20 protein-coding genes are annotated in these 22,233 nt (G+C 40.8%); 19 read left to right on the top strand and 1 reads right to left on the bottom strand.

Annotation, left to right across the window (positions count from 1 at the left end; translation table 11 throughout):
* Positions 1–261: 261 nt before the first annotated feature.
* The gene (locus tag T356_RS0108285) at positions 262–693 is read right to left on the bottom strand and encodes a flavodoxin (RefSeq protein ID WP_026514099.1); all 432 of its coding nucleotides are present in this window, start codon (positions 691–693) and stop codon (positions 262–264) included.
* A gap of 232 nt (positions 694–925) precedes the next feature.
* Here T356_RS0108285 and T356_RS0108280 point away from each other — a divergent pair, with 232 nt between their 5' ends.
* From T356_RS0108280 to T356_RS0108185, 19 genes are all read left to right on the top strand, one after another.
* Complete coding sequence (locus T356_RS0108280; RefSeq protein ID WP_026514098.1) at positions 926–1,477, top strand: DUF3793 family protein; 552 nt, start codon at positions 926–928, stop codon at positions 1,475–1,477.
* Between the two features lie 168 nt (positions 1,478–1,645).
* The gene (locus T356_RS0108275) at positions 1,646–3,412 is read left to right on the top strand and encodes an ABC transporter ATP-binding protein (RefSeq protein WP_026514097.1); all 1,767 of its coding nucleotides are present in this window, start codon (positions 1,646–1,648) and stop codon (positions 3,410–3,412) included.
* Complete coding sequence (locus tag T356_RS0108270) at positions 3,409–5,163, top strand: ABC transporter ATP-binding protein (protein ID WP_026514096.1); 1,755 nt, start codon at positions 3,409–3,411, stop codon at positions 5,161–5,163. Before T356_RS0108275 ends, T356_RS0108270 begins: the two co-directional genes overlap by 4 nt.
* Positions 5,164–5,165: 2 nt before the next feature.
* Positions 5,166–5,783, top strand: coding sequence for a TetR/AcrR family transcriptional regulator (locus T356_RS0108265; protein WP_026514095.1), 618 nt, complete (start codon positions 5,166–5,168; stop codon positions 5,781–5,783).
* Between the two features lie 250 nt (positions 5,784–6,033).
* Positions 6,034–6,636 carry an MptD family putative ECF transporter S component gene (locus T356_RS0108260; RefSeq protein ID WP_026514094.1) on the top strand — a complete coding sequence of 201 codons (603 nt, stop codon included), beginning with the start codon at positions 6,034–6,036 and terminating at the stop codon, positions 6,634–6,636.
* Complete coding sequence (locus T356_RS0108255) at positions 6,637–7,371, top strand: energy-coupling factor transporter transmembrane component T family protein (RefSeq protein WP_026514093.1); 735 nt, start codon at positions 6,637–6,639, stop codon at positions 7,369–7,371.
* A gap of 14 nt (positions 7,372–7,385) precedes the next feature.
* Positions 7,386–8,852, top strand: coding sequence for an ABC transporter ATP-binding protein (locus T356_RS0108250; protein ID WP_026514092.1), 1,467 nt, complete (start codon positions 7,386–7,388; stop codon positions 8,850–8,852).
* 331 nt (positions 8,853–9,183) lie between these two features.
* A complete protein-coding gene (locus T356_RS0108240) occupies positions 9,184–9,951 on the top strand; it encodes a ZIP family metal transporter (protein WP_026514091.1) in 768 nt (255 codons plus the stop codon).
* A 293-nt stretch (positions 9,952–10,244) separates the two neighbouring features.
* Positions 10,245–10,748, top strand: a complete 504-nt coding sequence (locus T356_RS0108235) for a GNAT family N-acetyltransferase (protein WP_081777787.1) — start codon at positions 10,245–10,247, stop codon at positions 10,746–10,748.
* 3 nt (positions 10,749–10,751) lie between these two features.
* Positions 10,752–11,528 (top strand): SDR family NAD(P)-dependent oxidoreductase, encoded by a 777-nt coding sequence (locus T356_RS0108230; protein ID WP_026514089.1) that lies wholly within the window; start codon positions 10,752–10,754, stop codon positions 11,526–11,528.
* A 16-nt stretch (positions 11,529–11,544) separates the two neighbouring features.
* On the top strand, positions 11,545–12,414 hold the full coding sequence (locus tag T356_RS0108225) for a thioesterase II family protein (RefSeq protein ID WP_026514088.1): 870 nt from the start codon (positions 11,545–11,547) through the stop codon (positions 12,412–12,414).
* Positions 12,415–12,423: 9 nt separating this feature from the next.
* Positions 12,424–13,128, top strand: a complete 705-nt coding sequence (locus T356_RS20305) for a thioesterase II family protein (RefSeq protein ID WP_081777786.1) — start codon at positions 12,424–12,426, stop codon at positions 13,126–13,128.
* A gap of 17 nt (positions 13,129–13,145) precedes the next feature.
* On the top strand, positions 13,146–14,162 hold the full coding sequence (locus tag T356_RS0108215) for a 3-oxoacyl-ACP synthase III family protein (RefSeq protein ID WP_035780764.1): 1,017 nt from the start codon (positions 13,146–13,148) through the stop codon (positions 14,160–14,162).
* Entirely contained in the window at positions 14,162–15,754 is a 1,593-nt protein-coding gene (locus T356_RS0108210; RefSeq protein WP_026514085.1) for an AMP-binding protein, read from the top strand. The genes T356_RS0108215 and T356_RS0108210 overlap by 1 nt, the downstream gene beginning before the upstream one ends.
* Positions 15,755–15,782: 28 nt before the next feature.
* Positions 15,783–16,040 carry an acyl carrier protein gene (locus T356_RS0108205; protein WP_026514084.1) on the top strand — a complete coding sequence of 86 codons (258 nt, stop codon included), beginning with the start codon at positions 15,783–15,785 and terminating at the stop codon, positions 16,038–16,040.
* 2 nt (positions 16,041–16,042) lie between these two features.
* Positions 16,043–17,578: an AMP-binding protein gene (locus tag T356_RS18835; protein WP_051563277.1), complete on the top strand. Its 1,536-nt coding sequence runs from the start codon at positions 16,043–16,045 to the stop codon at positions 17,576–17,578.
* Positions 17,571–18,737, top strand: a complete 1,167-nt coding sequence (locus tag T356_RS0108195) for a hypothetical protein (protein WP_026514083.1) — start codon at positions 17,571–17,573, stop codon at positions 18,735–18,737. Before T356_RS18835 ends, T356_RS0108195 begins: the two co-directional genes overlap by 8 nt.
* Positions 18,727–18,951, top strand: a complete 225-nt coding sequence (locus T356_RS0108190) for an acyl carrier protein (RefSeq protein WP_026514082.1) — start codon at positions 18,727–18,729, stop codon at positions 18,949–18,951. Before T356_RS0108195 ends, T356_RS0108190 begins: the two co-directional genes overlap by 11 nt.
* An 11-nt stretch (positions 18,952–18,962) precedes the next feature.
* Positions 18,963–22,226 (top strand): non-ribosomal peptide synthetase, encoded by a 3,264-nt coding sequence (locus T356_RS0108185; protein WP_026514081.1) that lies wholly within the window; start codon positions 18,963–18,965, stop codon positions 22,224–22,226.
* Positions 22,227–22,233 lie beyond the last annotated feature (7 nt).

The following is a 22,233-nucleotide window of genomic DNA, read 5'->3' as shown; positions in this document are numbered from 1 at the left end:
GAAAAGCTCGTTTTTTGTATTTGCTGCCCTTTTCATAGACAGCCCGGCCGCAAAGGTATATATTCGGAAATGCGTTGTATTCGTACGAGGCGATGTTTTTCAAGATTCATAAATGAAGCGAGCTCGACTGCTTCGAACAACGCTGAGAGGAGAGCTCGCTTCATTTATGAATCTTAGAAAAACACAACGAAGACGTACACAACGCATTTCCGAATATATACCTTGCGGCTGGGCGTAAGGAAAGGCAGTTACACAAATTGCTTATGCCTGCGCAAGCTGTCTTCCGAGGTCTTCAAGGGCTGAAATGGCATCTGCATCGGGTGCTCCATTAGCCATCACTCCTTCGCCGCCAACGATAGTTGCGCCTGCAGATGTAAGTCTGTCCTGCCAGTCACGCATCCACTGGCCGTCTCCCCAGCCGTATGAACCAAAGAGCGCAATCTTCTTGCCACTTGCAAAACCTTCATAATCAGCCATGAAAGGCTCAACTGTTGTCTCTTCGAGTACTTCTGCTCCCATAGCGGGGCAACCGAATGCGATAACAGTATCTTTTGCTGCATCAGCTGCGCTGATAGCGTCAAATGTTGTTACCTCAGCTTCGCCGCCTGCACTTGTGATTCCGTTTGCCACTGCATCGGCCATTGCCTGAGTATTTCCTGTTCCACTCCAAAAAACTACTTTAACTTTACTCATAAAAATGATCATCCTTTCTGAGCAATTTCGCGAGTCATGCTCTTGAAAAATACGTTAGCAAATGCTAACATAAATATCAATAAAAAAACATGATAATATTTTTCAATATTTTACTGATTGAGAAAGTGCCATAAACATGCAGGAAAAGAGAGTATTCTGCATATGCGTTAGGTGCAGCTAACACAACGTATGATGCCAATTATCAAATTAGAAAAAATGATTTGGAGGAGTAATGGGAGATCAATTACTTATAAGCCTTTGTTCACCGACTTTGGCGGGGCTCAAAACAGGAAATCTTTTTACTGTCGATATCGATGACAGGGAGAGTTTTAACAAAGAAGTGAGAGACTTTAATTACAGGTTTGCGAAGAAAGGACTGCGAATGATACCCGTAAAGTATTACGAAAAGCGAGTCCTTATCTATGTTTACAGACCTGATTTTTTAAAAAGAGATTTTGCGAATAAAGAAGTATGCAAAGTCCTCAAAGAAAAAGGCTACTCATACACTAACGCAGATCTGTGCGTTGCGGAACTTGCGAAGCATTTGAGACAGGATGCAAAGTTTCCGCATGAGATAGGTCTTTTTCTCGGATATCCCGTGGCAGATGTTTTGGGATTCATGAAAAGCCCTGATGAGGGCGTGAAATACACAGGCTTCTGGAAAGTTTACGGCGACACCAAGTCAGCGCTTGAGACATTTGATAAATACAAGAAGGTTACAGAAATCTACAGCACAGCGCACAGAAACGGAGTACCTTTGGAGCAACTTACTGTTGTCTGCTGAGAAAACTTATCAATACCAAAATCTGAACTGTATTGACTTTACAGTTATATGAGGTAGTATTAAAAATCGTAGATGATAATAATTGAATTATTAATAATTTGATTATTATCATCTACGATTTTTTATTATTCTGTTAGCAATGCCTAACGATAAAAACAGGAGGGAGCAATGTTTAAAAAGGTTTTGGAGTACACGGGGAAGTATAAGAAATATACTTTTCTGGCAATGTTCATGCTGGTTGTAGGACTGGCATTTAATGTTTTGCAGTTCGTGGCTATCTATAAAATGATAGATGGTGCGACGGGAGGAGAGACGAGTATTTCTTTCTATGCTAAATGGGCAGTTATAATGTTGATCTGTGGTTTTATATACGTTGCATTATATATTTACGGATTGGATAGATCACATTTCAGTGCTTATCAGACACTTAAGAACCTGAGAATATCTCTCCAGAAAAAGATGGAGAATCTTCCGCTTGGAGTTATTCAGGAGCTTGGCGTGGGATCGCTTAAGAAAGTATTTATTGATGATATCGATAATATGGAACTTCTTATCGCACATGCACTTCCGGAAGGTTTTTCCAATATTGTGGTTCCGGTTCTTGTAATTGTCAGTATGTTCTTTATTGACTGGAAGCTTGCGCTTCTTTCACTTGCGTCTCTTCCCATCGGAATGGTGGCAATGTTTGCCATGTATGGTGCGGGAACAAGCAAGATGGGTGATTATTATGCTTCTGCTCAGAAAATGAATGATACCATCGTTGAGTATGTAAACGGCATGGAAGTTGTAAAGATCTTTGGACGTGACGGTGACAGCTACAAGAGATTTTCAGGGGATGTCATGAGTTACAGGGATTTCACTCTTGCATGGTACAAGATCTGTTGGCCATGGATGGCTTTATACGGAAGTTTCCTTCCTTGTGTAGCTCTTTTGACACTTCCTATCGGAGGATATTTTGTATATACGGGAAGTTCAACTCTTTCAAATTTCCTGCTTGTTATGTGCATGACTTTCTCAATAGGACCTACTATTTTAAGAGCGCTCACATTTATGAGTGTTCTTCCTCAGCTTAACTTTAAGATCACTGCTTTGGAAAATATTCTTTCGGCAGAGCCTCTTAAGCAGGGAACTAAGTCTTTTGAGGGAAAAGATCATTCGATTGAATTTAAGAATGTAAAATTCTCTTATGACAAAAAAGTGGATGTAATAGAAGATGTAAGCCTTACAATTCCGGAAAATACCGTAACGGCACTTGTAGGTGAGTCAGGAAGCGGAAAGTCAACTTTGGCAAAGATTCTGGTACATTTCTATGATGTTACCGGAGGAAGTGTAAAGATTGGCGGACAGGATATCACAGGTATGACGTTGGAAGCTCTGAACCGCGAGATATCTTATGTATCACAGGAACAGTTCCTTTTTAACATGAGTATCCTTGAGAATATCAGACTTGGAAAGCCCGGAGCTTCCGATGCGGAAGTAATTGAAGCTGCAAACAAAGCGCAGTGCGGAGAATTCCTCAAGAGACTTGAGAATGGAATATATTCAACGTCAGGTGCTGCAGGAAAGATGTTATCAGGTGGTGAGAGACAGAGAATCGCGCTTGCAAGAGCTATATTAAAAGATGCACCGATTATTGTTCTTGATGAAGCTACTGCATTTATGGATCCCGAAAATGAAGAGAAGATGAACAATGCGATAGCAGAGCTTATTTCAAACAAGACTGTAATAGTAATAGCTCACAGATTGTATTCAATCAAGAATTCAGACAAGATCGTAGTTATGAAAAACGGCAAGATTCAGGCGCAGGGAACTCATGATGAACTTCTTAAGACTTCTGAAATGTACAAAAACCTTTGGGAATTGTCTGAAGGCGCAAAGGAGTGGTCTGCTGCAGGTAAAGGCAGTAAGGTAACAATGAAGGAGGCATTTGCATGATCGGGGCAATAAAAAGAATTATAGACTGTTCGGGAAAATATAAAGGAAGGATACAGATTGCTTTTATTTTTTCCTTTTTGAAATCAGTTCTTCAGAATGCGGTAATCATATTGACGGTTCTTATGGTTGACGAGTTCTTTAAGGGAACGCTTGTAGCGGGAAGTTTTGTAAAATATGGATTTATGCTGCTTGGATGTGTTATTGCGCAGGCAATCTTCATCCACGCCTCAGACAGACTTCAGTCAGCTGCGGGATTTATGCTCATGGCTGATATGAGAATAAAGCTTGGTGAGCATTTAAGAAAGCTTCCGATGGGATATTTTACAGCTGGAAACATCGGTAAGATCAGCTCGGTTCTTTCAACAGATATGGTATTTATTGAGGAAAACTCAATGATGACACTTGCGGATACAATGAGCTATCTTTTCTCAGCTGCAATCTTTACAGTATTCATGCTTGTTTTTAATCCGGCGCTCGGCGCAGTTGCACTTATAGGATCATTGGTTTTGGTCTTGGCCGGTGAAGTGAAATACAGAAGAGGCATAACTCTTTCGGGTGAAAGACAGGAGCAGAGCGAAAGACTTACAAAAGCAGTTCTTGATTACATAGAAGGAATCGGAATCACCAAGACTTACAATCTTCTCGGAGATAAGTCAAAAGAAATGAGTGATAATTTCGAGAAGTCATGTGAAGAAAGTTTACGATTTGAAGGTAAGATGATTCCTTTGGGAATTGCCATAAATATCATTTTTGAGATCTGTTCTGTAGCGCTTGGTTTTGTGGCTTCAATCCTATTTTTAAACGGAACGATAGATATAACGGCATTTCTTGGAGTAACTCTTTTCATGCTTAATGTATTTATTCCTTTGAGAGTTGCATATATGGAATCTGAGAAGCTTACAATCATGGATAAGTGCCTTGACAGAATCGAAGAAGTTATGAATGAGCAGGAACTCTCTGATTCGGGAAATAAGAAGATAACAACTGCAAAAGAAGGCGTGCCTGCCGTTGAGTTTAAGAATGTAAGATTCTCATATGATGCAAAAGAGACGATCAGCAATGTTTCGTTCAAGGTTAATGAGGGCGAAACAATAGCGCTTGTGGGCCCTTCCGGAAGCGGAAAGAGTACACTTGCAAATCTTATGGCGAGATTCTGGGATATTGATGAGGGTGATATTTTGGTAAACGGAACCAGTATAAAAGATGTACCGCTTAAGAACCTTCTTGAACAGATCAGTATGGTATTTCAGAATGTATATCTTTTCAAAGATACCATTTACAACAATATCATCATGGGAAGACCTGATGCTACAAGAGAAGAGGTTATCGAGGCAGCCAAGAAGGCAAGATGTTACGACTTTATCATGAGCCTTCCCGATGGTTTTGAAACAATGGTAGGTGAAGGCGGAGCATCACTTTCAGGTGGTGAAAAACAGAGAATATCAATTGCAAGATGTATTCTTAAGGATTCGCCCATCGTTATCCTTGATGAAGCGACAGCAAGCATCGATGCCGATAATGAAGCTGCTATCCAGCAGGCAATTTCAGAACTCTGCAATGGTAAGACGCTCATTATAATCGCACACAGACTTAAGACCATTAAGGACTCTGATTGCATCCTTGTTGTAAACAATGGTAAGATTGTTGAAAAAGGAAAACATGATGCACTTATGGAAAAAGACGGAATCTATAAGAACTTCGTACAGATCAAGAATTCCGATTCCGGATGGTGCAAAAGAAAGATTGGCTGATTATGGCAGTTAGAGATACAAGCATAGATCCTAGATTACTTGAAAGTGCAAGGAAGCAATTTCGGGAAAAAGGTTTTTTGGGCGCGCAGCTTTCAGATATTTGTAAGGATGCAGGAATTACCACAGGAGCAATTTATAATAGATATAAAGGAAAAGAAGAACTGTTTGAAGCCGTTGTAAAAGATACGGTAGAAAGTATGAACGGAATCTTGGAGGAAGCAAAGAATGTTGATCCATATAAGCTTTCGGATGATGAACTTATAGGAGTTTGGGTTAATACCGAGGAGAATACAAGACTTTGGAATGAACGTCTCATGGATATGAAAGACGGACTGGAACTGCTTCTTAAGTGTTCGGAAGGATCAAAGTACAGTCGCTACCACGAACAGTGGCTTGAAAAAATGTCAGATATAGACTATGACTATTTAAAAGCCTTGCAGGAAAGGAATCTTGCAGATAAGAAAATTTCTCGCAAGGAGCTTCACGTGCTTGTCTCGGCATTGTGGAAGTTGTACACGGAACCGATTGTTCATGGTATGTCTGATAAAGAGATTGAACATCACTGTAAGGTAGTCGGAGACTTGTTTAACTGGCAGAAGGCAATCGGTATAAAAGTTTAAATTTTAATAAAAAGATCTTCACACCAAGTTACGGTTTGAAGATCTTTTTTTATTGCGAAAAAAAGATGAAAAAATTTTTCTGTTGATATTTGGGACGTGAGAGTGTATCTTGAATACTGTTAGTTCTGTCTAACGACTTGGTTGTTTGGTAAATAAGTGCTTCAATGCGAAGCACTTTATTAATACACAAGGGTTAGCTAATGCTAACGAAAGGGGAATATGAAAATAATTAAAGAAAGAGAGTAAAAAAATGAGTTCAAAAGAAACAAGCAACAGATTAAACGGTAAGGATTTAATGAATGTAGGTATTTTTACGGCGGTTTTTTTGGTTATAGAAATAATTGTGGCATGTGTGCTCGGAGTTTTTCCGATGGGATTCCTTCTCATCTCTGTCGTAGAAGCAATTATTCTCGGAATTCCCATGATGCTTTATTTTATCCGTGTTAAGAAGTTTGGAATGATACTTATAACTGTAGTTATAAACGGAGTCATAATGATTCTTACCGGAATGGGGCCTGATGCGCTCAGATACGGATTCTTCATAGGACTTTTGTGTGAACTTATCATGTACTGGGGCAAGTACAAGAGTGCTTTCAAAGCAATACTTGCTTATGCGGTATTTGGTCTTATTGCTGTAACAAATTACATCCATTGGTTATATGCCAGTGAAGAGTGGCTCGAAGGCCAGAGATCAAATTACGGTGATGCTTTTGTTGAAGGAGTATCGGGAGCATTTTCGGCCGGATGGGTATTTCCTATATTATGTGTTGTTACTGTTGTTGCCGGTCTTATTGGTGGATTTTTCGGAAAGACCGTGCTTAAAAAGCATTTTGTTAAGAGTGGATTGATTTAAATGGATACTATTTTAAGAAATACAAAAGCAAGTTCAAGACAGTTATATCTTGATCCGAGAACAAAGATCCTGCTATGCATTACAGTTTCTACTGTAATGCTGGCAATGGATAATACCGGAATATTTGTCTACATAATTCCTGTAATGACGATTGTTCCGCTTATATTTCTTGCAATAATAAAGAGTCCTATGACGGCGGTATATTATGGCATTCTCTATTTGGTGGCATTCTTTGTTCCAAAGATGATAGTCGCGTATCTGCCGCAGGCAGTCAATCTATTGTTTACAGGTGTACTGGCAACTATGACACGTTTGATACCCGGAATGTCAATGTTCTATTTTTTGATAGCAACAACTTCTGTGAGCGAGTTTATAGCAGCCATGGAGAGAATGCATATTCCCAAGGTGATGACGGTACCTGTTTCTGTTATGTTCAGGTTCTTTCCTACGATTGTTGAGGAGTATCACGGAATAACTGATGCGATGAGGTTGAGAAATGTCGGAAGTTTCAGGAATCCTGTGGATATGCTTGAGTATAGACTGGTGCCGCTTATGATCTCGTTGACTGCAATAGGAAATGATCTTTCGATATCGGCACTTACAAGAGGCTTGGATGCACCAAATAAAAGAAGCAATATGTGCGCAATCGGATTTAATGTGCAAGATTACATAGCTATCGCTGTTTCGGTAGTAATACTGATATTGGCGGCCTTATCTATGGCTTTTGGTATATAGGAAGGTGAAAGAAATTGATAACAACACACAATGTCAATTACACGTATGAAAACACTATAGAAGGAGCGGCGCTTACGGGCGTAACAACAGATATAGCAGAAGGCCAGGTAGTACTTTTGTGCGGTGAATCCGGCAGTGGAAAAACTACCTATATTAAAGCTATAAACGGTCTACTTTCTCATTATTACGAAGGCAATATGGGCGGAGAGATTATGGTATCCGGAAAGGATATCAGCAAAGTTCATTTGTATGAGCTGGCCCGGGATGTCGGATCTGTTTTTCAAAATCCGAAATCGCAGTTTTATACACTGATGACTGATACTGAGATTGTGTTTGGTTGCGAGAATATGGGATTTAAGCATGATGACATCTTAAAGAGATTCGACAAGGTGGTCAAAGCGTTCAAAATAGAAGATCTCCTTGGAAAAAATCTTTATAACCTTTCCGGTGGAGAAAAGCAAAAGGTAGCGTGTGCATCGGTGGGTGCACTTATGCCAAAGGTATTTGTTTTGGACGAACCTTCATCAAATCTTGATATAAAGTCTATTCACGAATTAAGAGACATTATAGAAATATGGAAAAAGAACGGCAAAACCATTCTCATAGCGGAGCACAGGTTGAATTGGCTAAAAGATGTTGCTGACAGAGTTATATGCTTTGAGGACGGAAAAATAAAATTTGATACGACCGCCAAAGAATTCTTTGATTATCCTGTGGAAAAAATGCATGAATTCGGTCTTAGAGCTCCGGAAAAATTTGAGCCAAAGTATAGCCGGGTTCAAGATGATGCGGAGAGCATAAGCATTTCTAAGATGAAGCTTACCAAAAATAAAGAAACCATTTTGGATGTTGACAATTTAGAGATTCCCAAAGGATCGGTAGTTGCAATAGTAGGAAATTGCGGCGCGGGAAAGTCCACATTTGCAAGGTGCCTTTGCGGATTGGAGAAAAAAGCGGAAGGTACGGTCAAAGTTTCGGGCAGAAAAATAACGCCCAAAGAGCGTATAAAAAAGAGCTACATGGTTATGCAGGACGTAAATCATCAATTGTTTACAAGTAGCGTTGAAGAAGAAGTAATGCTTGGCGTTACGGATCTGTCTGAGGAAGAAAAAGAGCAAAAACTCTCTAAGATATTGGAAGAGATGGATATAAGCAAATATAAAGAGGCACATCCTATGTCTCTTTCGGGAGGGCAGAAGCAGCGAGTTGCCATTGCTGGTGCGTTGGCCTGCAATAAAGATGTGATCTTTTATGATGAGCCTACATCCGGTTTGGACTACAGGCACATGAAAGAAGTGTCGGAGAGTATCAAAAAATTGAACGATATGGGAAAGACGCAGTTTATCATCACACATGATCCTGAATTGGTTCAGGAGTGCTGTAACTATTTTATCTATATGGTCGATGGAAAAATAGAGCTTTCCGGCTCATGGAATAAGGAAAACATTCGGTTTGTTCAATCTTTTTTTAAACTGGATTAGTTAGCATTTTTTGCTTTAGGTGCATTCAGAATACAGAATATGCCTAAAGCAGAATTTTTAAGTGTAGGGGAGAAATTTATATGGAAGATACAAAGCTGATAAAAGGTTTGGAAAAGGTTACAAGTGACAAGAAAGTGCTTGTAGCTTTTCCGTATGCAGGTTACGGGAGATATATTTGTCATTTCCAGAGTTTTGCATGACTGGGATGATGAAAAAACTTAACTTCAAATAGATGATATAATTAATATTGATAATGGTACTTCTGCCATTATCTGTAAGAAAGAAAATGTAACAGCCTACGAATTTGGAGAGATTTAAGAAAGAAGGTTCTATGTTTCAGATTATTTTGATTCCGTTTTTGGGAACTGCGCTCGGAGCTGCGACAGTATTCTTTTTTAAAAAAGCAATAGGAGAAAAGATGCAGCGTGCTCTTACCGGATTTGCATCAGGTGTGATGGTTGCGGCTTCTTTTTTTAGTTTGTTATTGCCGGCGCTTGATCAAACGACAGATATGGGAAAAATGGGATTTGTTCCCGTATCTATAGGTTTTGGCATAGGAATGTTGTTCCTTCTTGTACTTGATGTTGTAACACCGCATATGCATCTTGATAAACTTGAGGAAGGCCCGAGAAGCGGACTTAAGAGAACTACAAAGCTTGTTCTTGCCGTAACTCTGCACAATATTCCCGAAGGAATGGCGGTTGGAATAGTTTGTGCGGGATGGATGTATGGAAACAGTGCTATTACTTATGCAGGAGCACTTGCTTTGGCACTTGGTATTGCGATACAGAACTTTCCTGAGGGTGCGATAGTTTCAATGCCGCTTCTTGGCGAGGGAGTGCCGAAGGGAAGGACTTTTTTGTACGGTGTACTGTCCGGAATAGTTGAGCCAATCGGAGCTGTTCTTGTTATCGTTGCATCGGGGGTACTTATACCTATGATGCCGTATCTTCTCAGTTTTGCGGCAGGAGCGATGATCTATGTTGTAGTGGAAGAACTTATTCCCGAGATGTCGGAAGGAGAGCACTCAAATATTGGGACAATCTGTTTTGCGGCAGGATTCATTTTGATGATGGCTCTTGATGTAGGGCTTGGTTGAAATAATGTTAGACAGTTAAAGGAGCCGAAAGGCTCCTTATTTAATATGTCGTATCTAAAAGGGAAAAGTGCACTTATGTTTTATGATAGATATGTAAGAGACAAAAAAGCCATAAAAGTTTTATCGAGATTTAGCGAGAAAAATTATCAAAGATTTTCGTAGGGCTTGAAATAACTGAAAAATTCCAAGATGGTTAATTATCAAATATTGTTTGGCAATTGACACATAGATGAGGCGATGCTATTCTGTTAGCCGTGACTAAGAGGGTTAGTGTTTGCTAACAAGAAGGCTGAATGATGAAACTTACTTCCACTAGGGTAAATCAATCAAATCTGCAATTGTTCATCGATATCATCATGTCTACCGAGCTTGGAAGAACTTACTATCCAAGCGATGCTTTTTTAAAGAAGGAGATTGAAAAAGCGTCGGATGATGATGAAATGTTATTGCTCACGGATGGTGATTCGAAGGAACTTGTAGGGGGACTTTGGATCAATAGACGAGGAGCTTTCCATTCATTCCCATTTTTACACGTGATCGCAATTAAAGAAAACTGTCAGGGGCAGGGGTATGGACGTACGGCCATGGACCTTTTTGAAGATATTTGCCTTAGCAGTACAGATGGAAACAGGCTTTTGGCAACAAAGGCTTTTCTTTTGGTGAACAGCAATAACAATATTGCAATCAAGATGTATGAAAAATGCGGATATGTTTGCGTGGGGGAGGTACCGGGATTATTCAGAAAAAGAGTCAATGAAAAAATTATGATGAAAAATGTAAGGCGAGGGACAGCATAAGAAGTGAATATTAAATTTGATTTTACCGACAGTAATGCGATCATTACCGGAGCGGGAACCGGTATAGGAAGACAGACGGCAATTCGTATGGCAAAAAACGGTGCCAATGTGTTTCTTGTTGGTAGGAGAGATAAAAAACTGGCTGAAGTATGCGATTTTATCTGTAGTGAAGGCGGAAATGCAAGTTATATATCTGCAGATATTTCAAGCAAAGAAGATGTAAAAAGAGTTTATAAAGGTATGGCGGAATGCTTTGGCAATACAGACATTTTGATAAACGCTGCCGGAGTGAGCACACCGCTTTCGGTCACCAAAGCAATGTCCGATGCATGGAAAACTCAGATAGATATAAACCTAAATGGAACAGCGTATATGTGTGCAGGGGTTTTAGAGCAGATGAAAGAAGCCGGTTATGGAAGAATAGTTAATATTGCTTCTGTTAATGCTTTTATTACGTCAAAGACTCTTGAAAGACATGCATACAATGCTTCAAAAGCGGGAGTATGCGGACTTACGAGAGGACTGTCTTCAACATATGCAGGAAGCGGAATCACCGTCAATGCAATATGTCCGGGATTGTTTGAATCCGAGATGACGGAAGAGATTTTTGCAAACAAGTTTGTGATGGCGACATTCAACAAGCAGGTTCCCATAGGAAGAGCGGGACACCTTGAAGAGGTTGTGGACGCGATAATGTTCCTTGTAAGTAAAAACAGTTCATATATTACGGGACAGTGTCTCGCTGTTGACGGAGGGATGTCTGTTTCAAGCTTTTTATAGGAGGAAAGAAGGGATAATGATCAAATTGTTTTGTATACCGGGAGGCGCCGCATCGGCTACAGCGTATCTTCCCTGGACCAAGGTCCTCGACAGGAGTATAAGGCTGTGCCTTTTGGAGGTTCCGGGGAGGGGACTTAGGAGAAACGAAAAATCTCTGGAAACCATGGATGCGGTGGCAGATGATCTTTTTGAAAATCTCAAAAGCCAGTTAAAAGAAGATGATGACTATATGATCCTTGGATACTGCTTTGGAGCGGTAGCAGGATATGAGCTATATCGTAGGATCCTTTCATCAGGTATGAAATTGCCATTCAGGGTGTTCTTCTGCGCCAGTGATCCACCGGATGGAAATACTTATAAGACATCCATATTCACGGATCGAAACCGTGAGGAGGAACTACAGGAAACGCTTAAGAGATATTTTCACCCTGCGCTTTTTAGAAATAACGAGGAACTAAATGATTTCGTTTGTAAGTATACGAGTCTGTGTTACAGAAACTATGAAGCGCTTGGAAAGGTAATCCCTGTTGAACCGACTGAATTGTTCGAGGATTACGAAGAGCATAAAGAGGAGTATTACGACAGGTGTAAGGCACTTGAGTTTGCCAATCACACCATGGATCTTCTTGATATAGACCAAAAGATAGTTCAGCACTATCAAAACGGTGATAATGATTATTTCAAGATCAAGTCTGATGTTACTGTATTTGCCGGAAACAGGGATACCATGACGACTCTGGATGCCGTAAAAGGTTGGGAACGAGTTGCCGGAGGTGTATTTGACCTTGAAGTAATTGACGGAGGCCATCTGATTCTGATCGACGGATATCAGAACTGCCTCCCAATCATCAATGAAATTGTACAAAAATATGAGAAAGCTGGCTGAAATAAAAAGATGAAAATGTTTTGTTTTTGCCACGCCGGAGGGCTTGCAGGATATTATTCGTTCCTAAAAAAAGCAGAGCTGGCGTATGTAGATGAAGTGGTTTTATTTGAATATCCGGGTAGAGGCAGGAATTGTAAGAAGCAGGGGTATAAAAGCTTTGCGGAGTGTATTTCCGATGCCTGTGAGCAGATAGCTGCATCAGGTGTGAAGAGCAATGATTTCATTCTCTTTGGTCACAGCATGGGAGCGTTTGTCGCCTACGAGACGGCCTGCAGACTTCAAAAAGAATACAATCTTTATCCGTATCACGTATTTATATCGGGGCAGAAGCCCCCGGTAAGGGTTATACCAGAGCATTACAGAAACTGCGAAGAGCGCGTATTTGATTTTCTCAAAAAGCTCGGCGGAGTTCCGGAAGTAATTCAGAACAACAAAGAAGTAGCGGATTTTTTCATGGATATCTGCATGAAAGATCTGAGAGTTCTTCAAAGCTATGTCCCGCATGAGGCTACGGCGGATAACCGCCCCAAGAAGGGAAGCGTTATCTGCGGCGATGATGACGCGGAGGTGGCAGTTGAAGAGCTTGATGATTGGAAAGAATACTTTGATACAGAGCCGGAAATACATGTTGTTCACGGAAATCATTTTTATCTCAACGAGAAAAAAGACGAACTGATAAATTTTATGAACCGGGAACTACTAAAAGCACAATGACAGAAAGAGAGTAAGTGATGGACAGAAGCTATATAAGAGGAATGGGCATGTATGTGCCCGAGACAACATATACAAGCATAGAGATAGAAGAAAGAGCCGGATATGACAAATTCGGAATTAAAAAGGGGCTTGTAAAGATGCTTACAGGTTGCGAAAGCAGACATTACGTAAAAGACGGGGAACACAGTTCAGATCTTGCTGCGAATGCAGGAAGAAATGCACTGGAAGATGCAGGAATAGAGCCTTCAGACATTGATGCGGTTTTATTCTGCTCCATAACACAGGATTTTGCAGAGCCTGCAACTGTCAACGTTGTAATGGACAAGCTTGATATCAGAAACGCATATTCTTTTGATATAAAGAATGCTTGTAACGCCTTTATAAGTGGATTGGATGTAGCGGATTCCCTTATAAAATCAGGTAAAGCGGAGAACGTACTTGTGGTGTCCGGAGAAGCTCTTTCAAGATGGACCAAGTTTGATTATGACGACAGAGACGAACTCCTTCAAAGAGCACCTGCTGCTCTTAGCGTAGGTGACGGAGGAGGAGCTTTTGTTGTAAGTAAAGCGACCGAAAATGAAGAGGGAAGAGGCATAGTTAATTCACGCTTCCACACCATGCCCGAAGTATGGAACAACAATGTAATCTGGGGCGGCGGTGTAGTTTATCCCAAGGATGCGAGCCTTCTTTATATTCCCGGAACCACCAAAGCGCTTATAGATATGCATCAGGATGTATCAAGGAATTATATTCCCCCTGTAATGAAAAAGAGCGGCTGGGACAAGCAGGATATTGACTGTGTTCTTGTAAGTCAGGTCGCAAAATGGATCACAAAAAATATCAGAAATATCATCGGTGTAGAGAAGGAGATAATGCCTGAAATAGTAGAAACAATGGGCAATATCGGGGCAGCAAATATACCGATCATGGCATGCGAAGCAAGAAGAATGGGCATATTAAAGGAAAGGAGCAAGACATTGATCCTTGGCGGAGCGGTAGGCGCCAATATGGGAGTTATGTCTGTAGTGATGTGATGATAACACTGGAAAGTTTATATCAGGACGTTGTTGGAGGGTTTTCATCGGATTATCCTTTTATGGAGTTTTACGAGGGCGATGAAAAGAAGATTTATTACAGGAAAGATTTTCAGAAAAAGACAAAAGCGGTAGCGGCTCTTCTTGAGAAAAAGCTTGCCGGAATCGAAAAAGGAAGGTTTATAGGAATCAAGCATGAGACACATCCTTTTTGGTTCTGCGTTCTTTACGGACTTGGAATGTGCGGCTACAACGTGATGTTTTTGGATGAAAACGCCAACGATATCATTCTTCATAATTGCATTGATATGGGTAATCTAGGCGCGATTATTGGAAAGAAAGATGACAGCAAAGAGGTTCTTTGCCTTGATTTTGATGAGATAGTTTCAGCAAGCGAAGGAGAACCCGAGAACAAAAAGTGGGGAGAGATGATATGCCTTTGCACATCCGGAACTACAGGAATAGCTAAGACAGTAGTATTCAAAGCAAAAACCATCACAAGAATACACAGAGTTTTGAGAGCGACTCTTTTGGGTCATCCTTATAATCTGGAGAGCTGTTATGATCTGGATATTGATAAGATGAAGGTCCTTGCAACGCTCCCCATGAGACATATCTTTGGATTTGAAGTTCCTTCAATCTATTGGGGATTTGGTTGCACATTCGTTTTCCCTAAGAATCAGGGAGTACTTGAACTTGTAAGAGTTATCAAAGAAGACGGTATATGGAGTACTTACGGTGTTCCGGCACTTTGGAAGGCTATCTTCAACGTGTATAAGAGCCGTACATCAGATATCAATCAGGAGACTTTTGAAGAATTCTTCGGAAAGCAATTTAAGAACGGTCTGATCGGTGGAGCCAAGATTGACGAAGATCTCAAGCCTTTCCTTAAGTCCGTGGGCTTCCAGATGGCCAACACTTATGGGCAGACTGAAACAGGCGGAGCGATAAGCCTTGGATACCTCACTGAAGAGAAGTCAATGAACGGAATACCCGGATATTCCGGACAGCTCTTTAATGGCCACAGGGCAGGAATAATCAACAGTGAGGGTGAATGGGTTCCCAACGGAAAAGGTGAACTTGCCGTAAAAGGACTTGATATCTACGACGGAATATTGAGGGGCGGACAGTTCATCAGCAGAGAAGAAGAGTATGGCGAGCTTCAGCATACAGGAGACATGTTCCTTATAGATGGAGTTGATTTCTATTGTATAGGAAGAGCTGACAACATGATCATCAATGACGCCGGTGAAAATATCTACGTTGAGGAGCTTGAAGAAGACTTTGCATTCCTCAAAGAAGAAACCAAACAATACGCAGCGGTCGGAGTAAATAACAGACCTATTCTGGTCCTTTACGGACATGACGATGATGAAGAGAAGCTCGTCGAGAAAATTGCCAAAGTAAACAAGACGCTTCCGCACTACAAGAGAATTGAAAATGCGTATGTTTTATCGGCAAAACTCCCTGTTACTTCCAAAAACGAGGTGGACAGGAAAGCACTGGAAGAAACCATTTCTCTTCGTATGAGTGAGGACGCGGACAGTGTAAGAAAATATAACTTACGTCAGATAGGCAAAAAAGTCAGTTGATCATAAAATTCAGAGAGGTATATACGAAATGGACAGACAGGAAATTAAAGATACTATCAAAAAAACACTTAAAGATATGATGAACAAAAATGATCTTGTAATAAACGATGACGATCTTTTCTATGAGGATCTTGGTGCGGACAGTATTGTTATCGTTCAGGCATTTTTGACATGTCAGGAAAAATTCGATGTTCTTCTTGCGGATGAGCTTAATCTTATGGAGCCTGTATCGGTGAATATACTGACAGATCTTATATGTAAAAAGCTCGAAGAAAGGGCAAGCTGAGAATGAAACCGTGGGAAGAAAAGACTTTATTTGGGTTGTTGGAAGATACAGTAAAAAAGCACGGAGAGAGACTTGCGGTAGTCGATTCAAATCATGAATATACATATGAGCAGTTATTGGAAAAGGTATGTAAGCTTTCGGATTATCTGTACTATCTCGGATTCAGGAAAAAAGATAGAGTGATCGTTCAGATAGCCAATTCGGCCATGTTTGAGATAGTGATCTTTTCACTTTTTAAGATCGGGGCGGTTCCGATACTCATACTCCCTGCTCATAAAGAACATGTGGTGGATGCAATATGCCAAAGAGCTGAGCCTGTTGCATATATCACAATGGAAGATTTCTACGGAACGGATTACAGAAAGGCAGCGATAAAGCTAAAGGATAAATATAGCTTTATCAAACATATTCTGACAGTTTCGGAACTTGAAGAGATTATTGAAAAAGAGAATGTAGAAAGAGCAGATACAGAACCTGTATCACCAAGGAATCTCGCTTTTCTTTCCTTATCCGGAGGAACAACCGGTATTCCCAAGCTCATACCAAGATATAACGGTGAGTATTGCTACAATGCGATCTGCACTGCCGGGCATTGCAAGATGGATGAGTCTACGGTGAATCTTACAGCAATACCGGCGGCACACAATTTTGCATTCGGAACGCCCGGAATGATAGGTACGGTTTACTGCGGAGGGCTCAACGTGATGTGCGAGTATCCAAGTCCGTTGGAAATATTTGACATGATAGAAACTCACAAGGTAACAATGATGAGTTTTGTGCCCTCTGTTGTTAGCCTATGCATACAATATCGCGAGATTGATGAAAGTTATGATCTTTCATCGATCAAATACATTCTCGTGGGTGGAGCGATGTTCACTTCCGAGATGGCAAAGAAGTGTGAAGAGATTCTCGGAGGAATACTGATCCAAGTTTACGGAATGTCTGAGGGAATGACATTTCTCACCGATACCAAAGCCGATGACTATGTGAGATTTAACACACAAGGAAAGCCATGTGCCGGGGAGGATGAATTCAAGATAGTGGATGAAGATTTCAACCCTGTTCCTGACGGAACCGAAGGCGAGATTGTAGTAAAGGGACCTTACACCATACATGAATACTACAGAGCATCTAAATCCGCCCAAAGCAGCTTTAAGGATGGTTATTACAGACCCGGAGATAAAGGGATCAAGGATAAGACGGGGAATATTATCGTAACCGGAAGATCCAAAGAGATGATAAACAGAGCCGGAGAAAAGATAATGCCCTCAGAGGTGGAGAAGTTTTTTGCCGACCTTTGCGGTGTCAAGAACTGCGCGGCACTCGGAATAAAGGATGAACTTTTGGGAGAGGCGATATGCGTTTTCTACGAGGGCGATGATGAGTATACAACTTCGGAGGTATCCAAGCTTTTTAGAGAAAAACAGATAGAGGATTGTTGTATTCCCGACCGGATAATCAGAGTTATGGATCTTCCGCTGACCCCTGTTGGAAAAACAGATAAAAACAGATTAAGGGAAATGATTTCAGATGAATGAGATTAAAAGCATCAATATTTCCGAATTGCAAAGATCATATCTGGTAGGCCGAAAGATGAAGAGTAATCTGGGAGGCGTTGCTTGCCATGCGTACTTTGAGTTTGAAGGCGAGGAACTTGATGTTGATACTTTCAAGAAGGCTTGGAAAGCAACTTTAAAGAGCCATTTTATGACCAGTGCCAAGATAAAAGAAGACGGCAAGGCTTATCTTTCCGATGAGAAGCTTCCCAAGAGACTGTTTATCTTTGATCTTTCAAAAGAGGATAAATCTTCAATTGATACGTCATTAAAAGATTGTCGTAAAAACCTTTCCCACCGAAAGATGGAACTTTCAAGAGGACAGGGTGTAGGTGGAGAGCTGTTTCTTTTACCCGGAAACAAACATCGCTTTTGCTTTGATATTGACCTTGCGGTGTGTGACGTTAACGGGATTCAGGAACTTTTGAATGAGCTCGGAACAAGATATCAAGGTCATAGTTTTACTCTTGAAGAATTTGCGTCCCGAAGCTGTGAAGTTACAGTCAGGAAGCAGGAAATCGTGGAAGAATGCGGGAGCAGTTCATATGGTCAAAACGCCGGAGAACTAAGCGGATGCAATTATGATTCCTTTGACCATAAGCTCACTACCAAAGAAGTAGAGAAACTTGGAGAAATGTTTAAAGAAAAAGAGGGAGATCTTTTTTCCGGAATGCTTTTTCTTTTGTCCAAGACATGTGCAGATCAAAAGCTTTGTGTGAATGTGCCGTATTTCAAAAAGTCTTTGTTAAGTGAAGATCCGGTGAGCGACAATACTAAGATTTTTTGGATGAATGTCGAGAAAGAGAATCTTAGACTTGATGAGCTTCAAAAGAGGATAGAAACAAAGCTTTCACAGGAAGACAGGGCCTATAAGAAGGCTGACGGTATCGTGCCTGTCGTCTATTCCTACAATCAGAACGGAGTATTCCTTAATGATGATTTTATAAACAGCATCGGAAAGATGACATTTATGATATCGCAGACGCCAAATGTATGTCTTGATGTTCAGCTTTTTAATATGCTTGACGGCATTCTTATCAGCTTTGTTTATCCCAAGGAACTTGAGGGAGTAAAGAAGATAAAGGAATGGTTTGACAGATATATTGATCTTATAAAGGAGAGTTTGGAAGATGGAAACTAAAAACACGGTTTTAGGATTGTTTGAAAAGATATTCAAGCTTGAAAAACCATCTGAAGAGATGCATTTTACCGAGCTTGGAGCAAAATCCATTGACGTTATGAAGCTGCAGATCGAATTGAAAAAACAGTTCGGCATAAAGATGGATTTCAGAACCTTGTATTCCCTTGGATCTGTAAATGCCATAAGCGAATACATATGCGAACAGATAGGCTAGGAGAATAGACAATGGAACACAGGGTCGAATTTCTTCCTATACAAAAAGCATATTCGGTAGCAAGAACAAACGGTGAAGGTGCATCTCAGGATAAAGAAATGTATGAGATCTACTGCAGGAAGTTTGATAAAGAGGTTTTTGAGAAAGCGCTTAAAAAGCTTTGCACCGCTCATCCTATGTTGCTTGCCAAGACTGATATCCATGAGGGCTTTCAGATAATCGATTTCGGAGAGGACATCAAGCCGGATTATATTGAGCCGGATCGGAGATATGTAGAAGCCGGAGCGGAGCTTGAAAGCATAAAGGATGAACTCTTTAACAATGCGCTTTCAGCCAATCGTATTTTGGAAAAGGTTGTTGCCGTGTTATATCAGGATGGTTCCGCAACAATCCTGACTCTTACCGACGGTATAGGGATTGACGGCGAGAGTCAGGAGATAATGATCCGCGATCTGATTGACCTGTATGAGGGAAAAGATATTTCTCCCGAATATGATTTCTCTGATTTTGCCAAGGATTATGTTGAAAGGCTCACCTCCAATGAAGAGGCGGCAAAAGTCTTTTGGAATGAAAAAGCGTTGAGTAAGCCTGAAGGGTACAGACCATCCTGTGAAGAAGAGGAAGGTACTTCAGATATCATAACGCTTCGTGAGTATCTTCCGAAAGAAACAACAGACAGGCTTAATAAGCTTGCGGGGGATAATCATATTTCTTTTTATTCGCTGCTTCTTTCGCTTTATTTAAGAGTGCTTGACAGATATACGGATCAAAAGAGTTTTGCCATATCTACGCCAAGATCCATACGTGATTATGAGCATGACGGAATAGAGAACACTATAGGTATGCTGACGGATTTCATTCCGATGATCGCAAATATAGGGGAAGGCGATACGTTACTGGATACCGCATCCTATGTCCAGGATTATCTGTGGCAGATATTTGACCTTGGTGAATCAAGTGGTGTTGATGCACTTCGCATATTGCAGGCCAATCTCCAAATACAGATGAGTCTTAAGTGGACGTTCACGCTTGTATCCGAAGCTGAAGTCAATTCAACACTTTTTGAACGTAAAGGTTCCAAAGTTGAAACGGGAACAGCTGATGCGGAAATGCTTCTGATGGATTCAGAAGAGGGGACGGAACTCATATTTGTTATTCGTCCCGGAGAGGTAAATGTCCGTATCGGTTCAAAAATCATAAAGCATTATGTTGAACTATTGGATGATATTGCCTGTGAAAAGCTAAAGCTGACAGAGGCATACATACCGCTTTACAGTGCTGACGAAGAGGCAATTCAATCAGCAAATTCAACTGATGAATTGAATGTGTATGAAGGGCTGTCATTATCGGAGGCAATTAAAAAGGGAATAGATAAAAACCCCGGTGCGACAGCAATCATAGCCGATAATGTCACTTATACCTACAAGGAACTGGACAGCGAAGTAACAAGGCTTGCAAATGTTCTATCCGCAAGGAAAAAACAGGGTACAGACAGAATCGCAATCTTTATGGAAAAGAGCCCTGAACAGATCATTACAGCGCTTGCAGCCGTGTATGCAAAAGTAACATACATGCCGCTTGAAACAACACTTCCATTGGAAGATATAAGCTGGTGCATTGAAAAATCGGACATAAAGCTCATCATAGCATCCGAGGCTCTTTGCGAAAATGTAAAAGATTTAGGTTGTGCCGTTGTTTCTTTTGATGAATTAAAAAGAGACAGCTTATGCATGGAACCCAGCTGTTCCGAATCCTGCTACAAGGATGATATTGCCATAATCATAAACACTTCCGGAACAACAGGAAGACCGAAGAGCGTTCTTATAAAGGAAAAGGGACTTGTAAACTGCATTGTGGATTCTCCCAATAGATTTGAAATAACAGACGGGAAAAGTCTTAGGGCTATTGCCGTTACCAATTTTTGCCACGATATGGCTTTGTACGACTATCTGGGAGTTCTGCATCTTGGCGGAAGCGTGGTCATTCCCGAGGATTCCATGGTCAAAGACCCTAAGTATCTGCTTGAACTGATAGGACGTTATGGAGTTAATTTCTGGAACAGTGTTCCCGCAATAATAGAGATGCTCCTTCTTGTTGATAACAAAGAACTACTTTACAATATCGGATTCTTAAAGAGAGTTGTTCTTGGCGGAGACTGGGTTAGATGTAATACGGTCCAAAACATAAAAGGCTATTCCGAGGATGCTTTGGTATTCAGCGTAGGCGGGCCTACGGAGACGACCATATGGAATATATATCATAAGGTGACGGATATGGATCTGACAGGTGGTTTTATTCCATACGGAAAGCCACTTGCTAATACCGGTTACCATATTTTTGATAAATATGAACGCGAATGTCCGGTGGGAATTCCCGGAACAATGTATGTTGAAGGAATAGGCGTTACCGAAGGTTATGCCAAAGCTGATGATGAAAACGCAGAGCACTATCTTACGGTTGATGACAGGAAGATGTTCAGATCGGGGGATAAAGGTGTCCGACTTGAGGACGGAAGCATTAAGTTCCTTGGCCGTGAGGACAATCAGGTCAAGATCAACGGGAAAAGAATAGAGCTTGGCGGAATTGAAAGAAAAGCAAATGAGATAGATGGAGTATCACTCAACTGCTGCGTCCTTAATGACAGTAATAAGAGGATTTCTCTTTTTTATGAGGGAACTGCGACTGAGGATTATGTACGCAAGCAGCTGGAAGAAAAGCTTGTTTCATATATGCTTCCTTCACATATGGTTAAGCTGGATAAGATACCTCTTAATCACAATGGGAAGGCAGACAGAAAGCTTTTAAAGAAATACAAGTTTGCGGAAAACAAAGTAGCTGATGACGATTCTTCTCTAGAGGGAGCGGTTCTGACGTTCTTAAAAGAAATATTGGGAATCGGAGCAGCTTCCATCGAGGATAATTTCTATTATCTCGGAGGAGATTCCGTAAGTGCAATGCAGCTTATCTCCAAGCTTTATCACAAGTTTCATGTTGAGATTGATATCTATGATATTTTGGGAAGTCCCGCAATTGCTGATTGGATTCCTATCATAAAAGAAAAAATAAATGAAATAGAAAACCATTCAAAGAGCCTTCTTACAATATGCAGGGAGTTTTTTGGCAACGAGAAGATTACAGATGACATGAGTTTTACTGAAATGGGAGGAAATGAAAGCAATCTCCATGAATTCAGTAAACTTATAGGACTGTCTGATTTTCAGGTTCTGTCACTTCCTTGGATAGACCACTGGGAAAGACTGCTTGAGGGTGTTTAAAGGAGGA

This window comes from Butyrivibrio sp. LB2008 (assembly GCF_000621565.1).
Lineage (GTDB): Bacteria > Bacillota > Clostridia > Lachnospirales > Lachnospiraceae > Butyrivibrio.
This window is presented reverse-complemented; position numbering and strand designations above follow the sequence as displayed.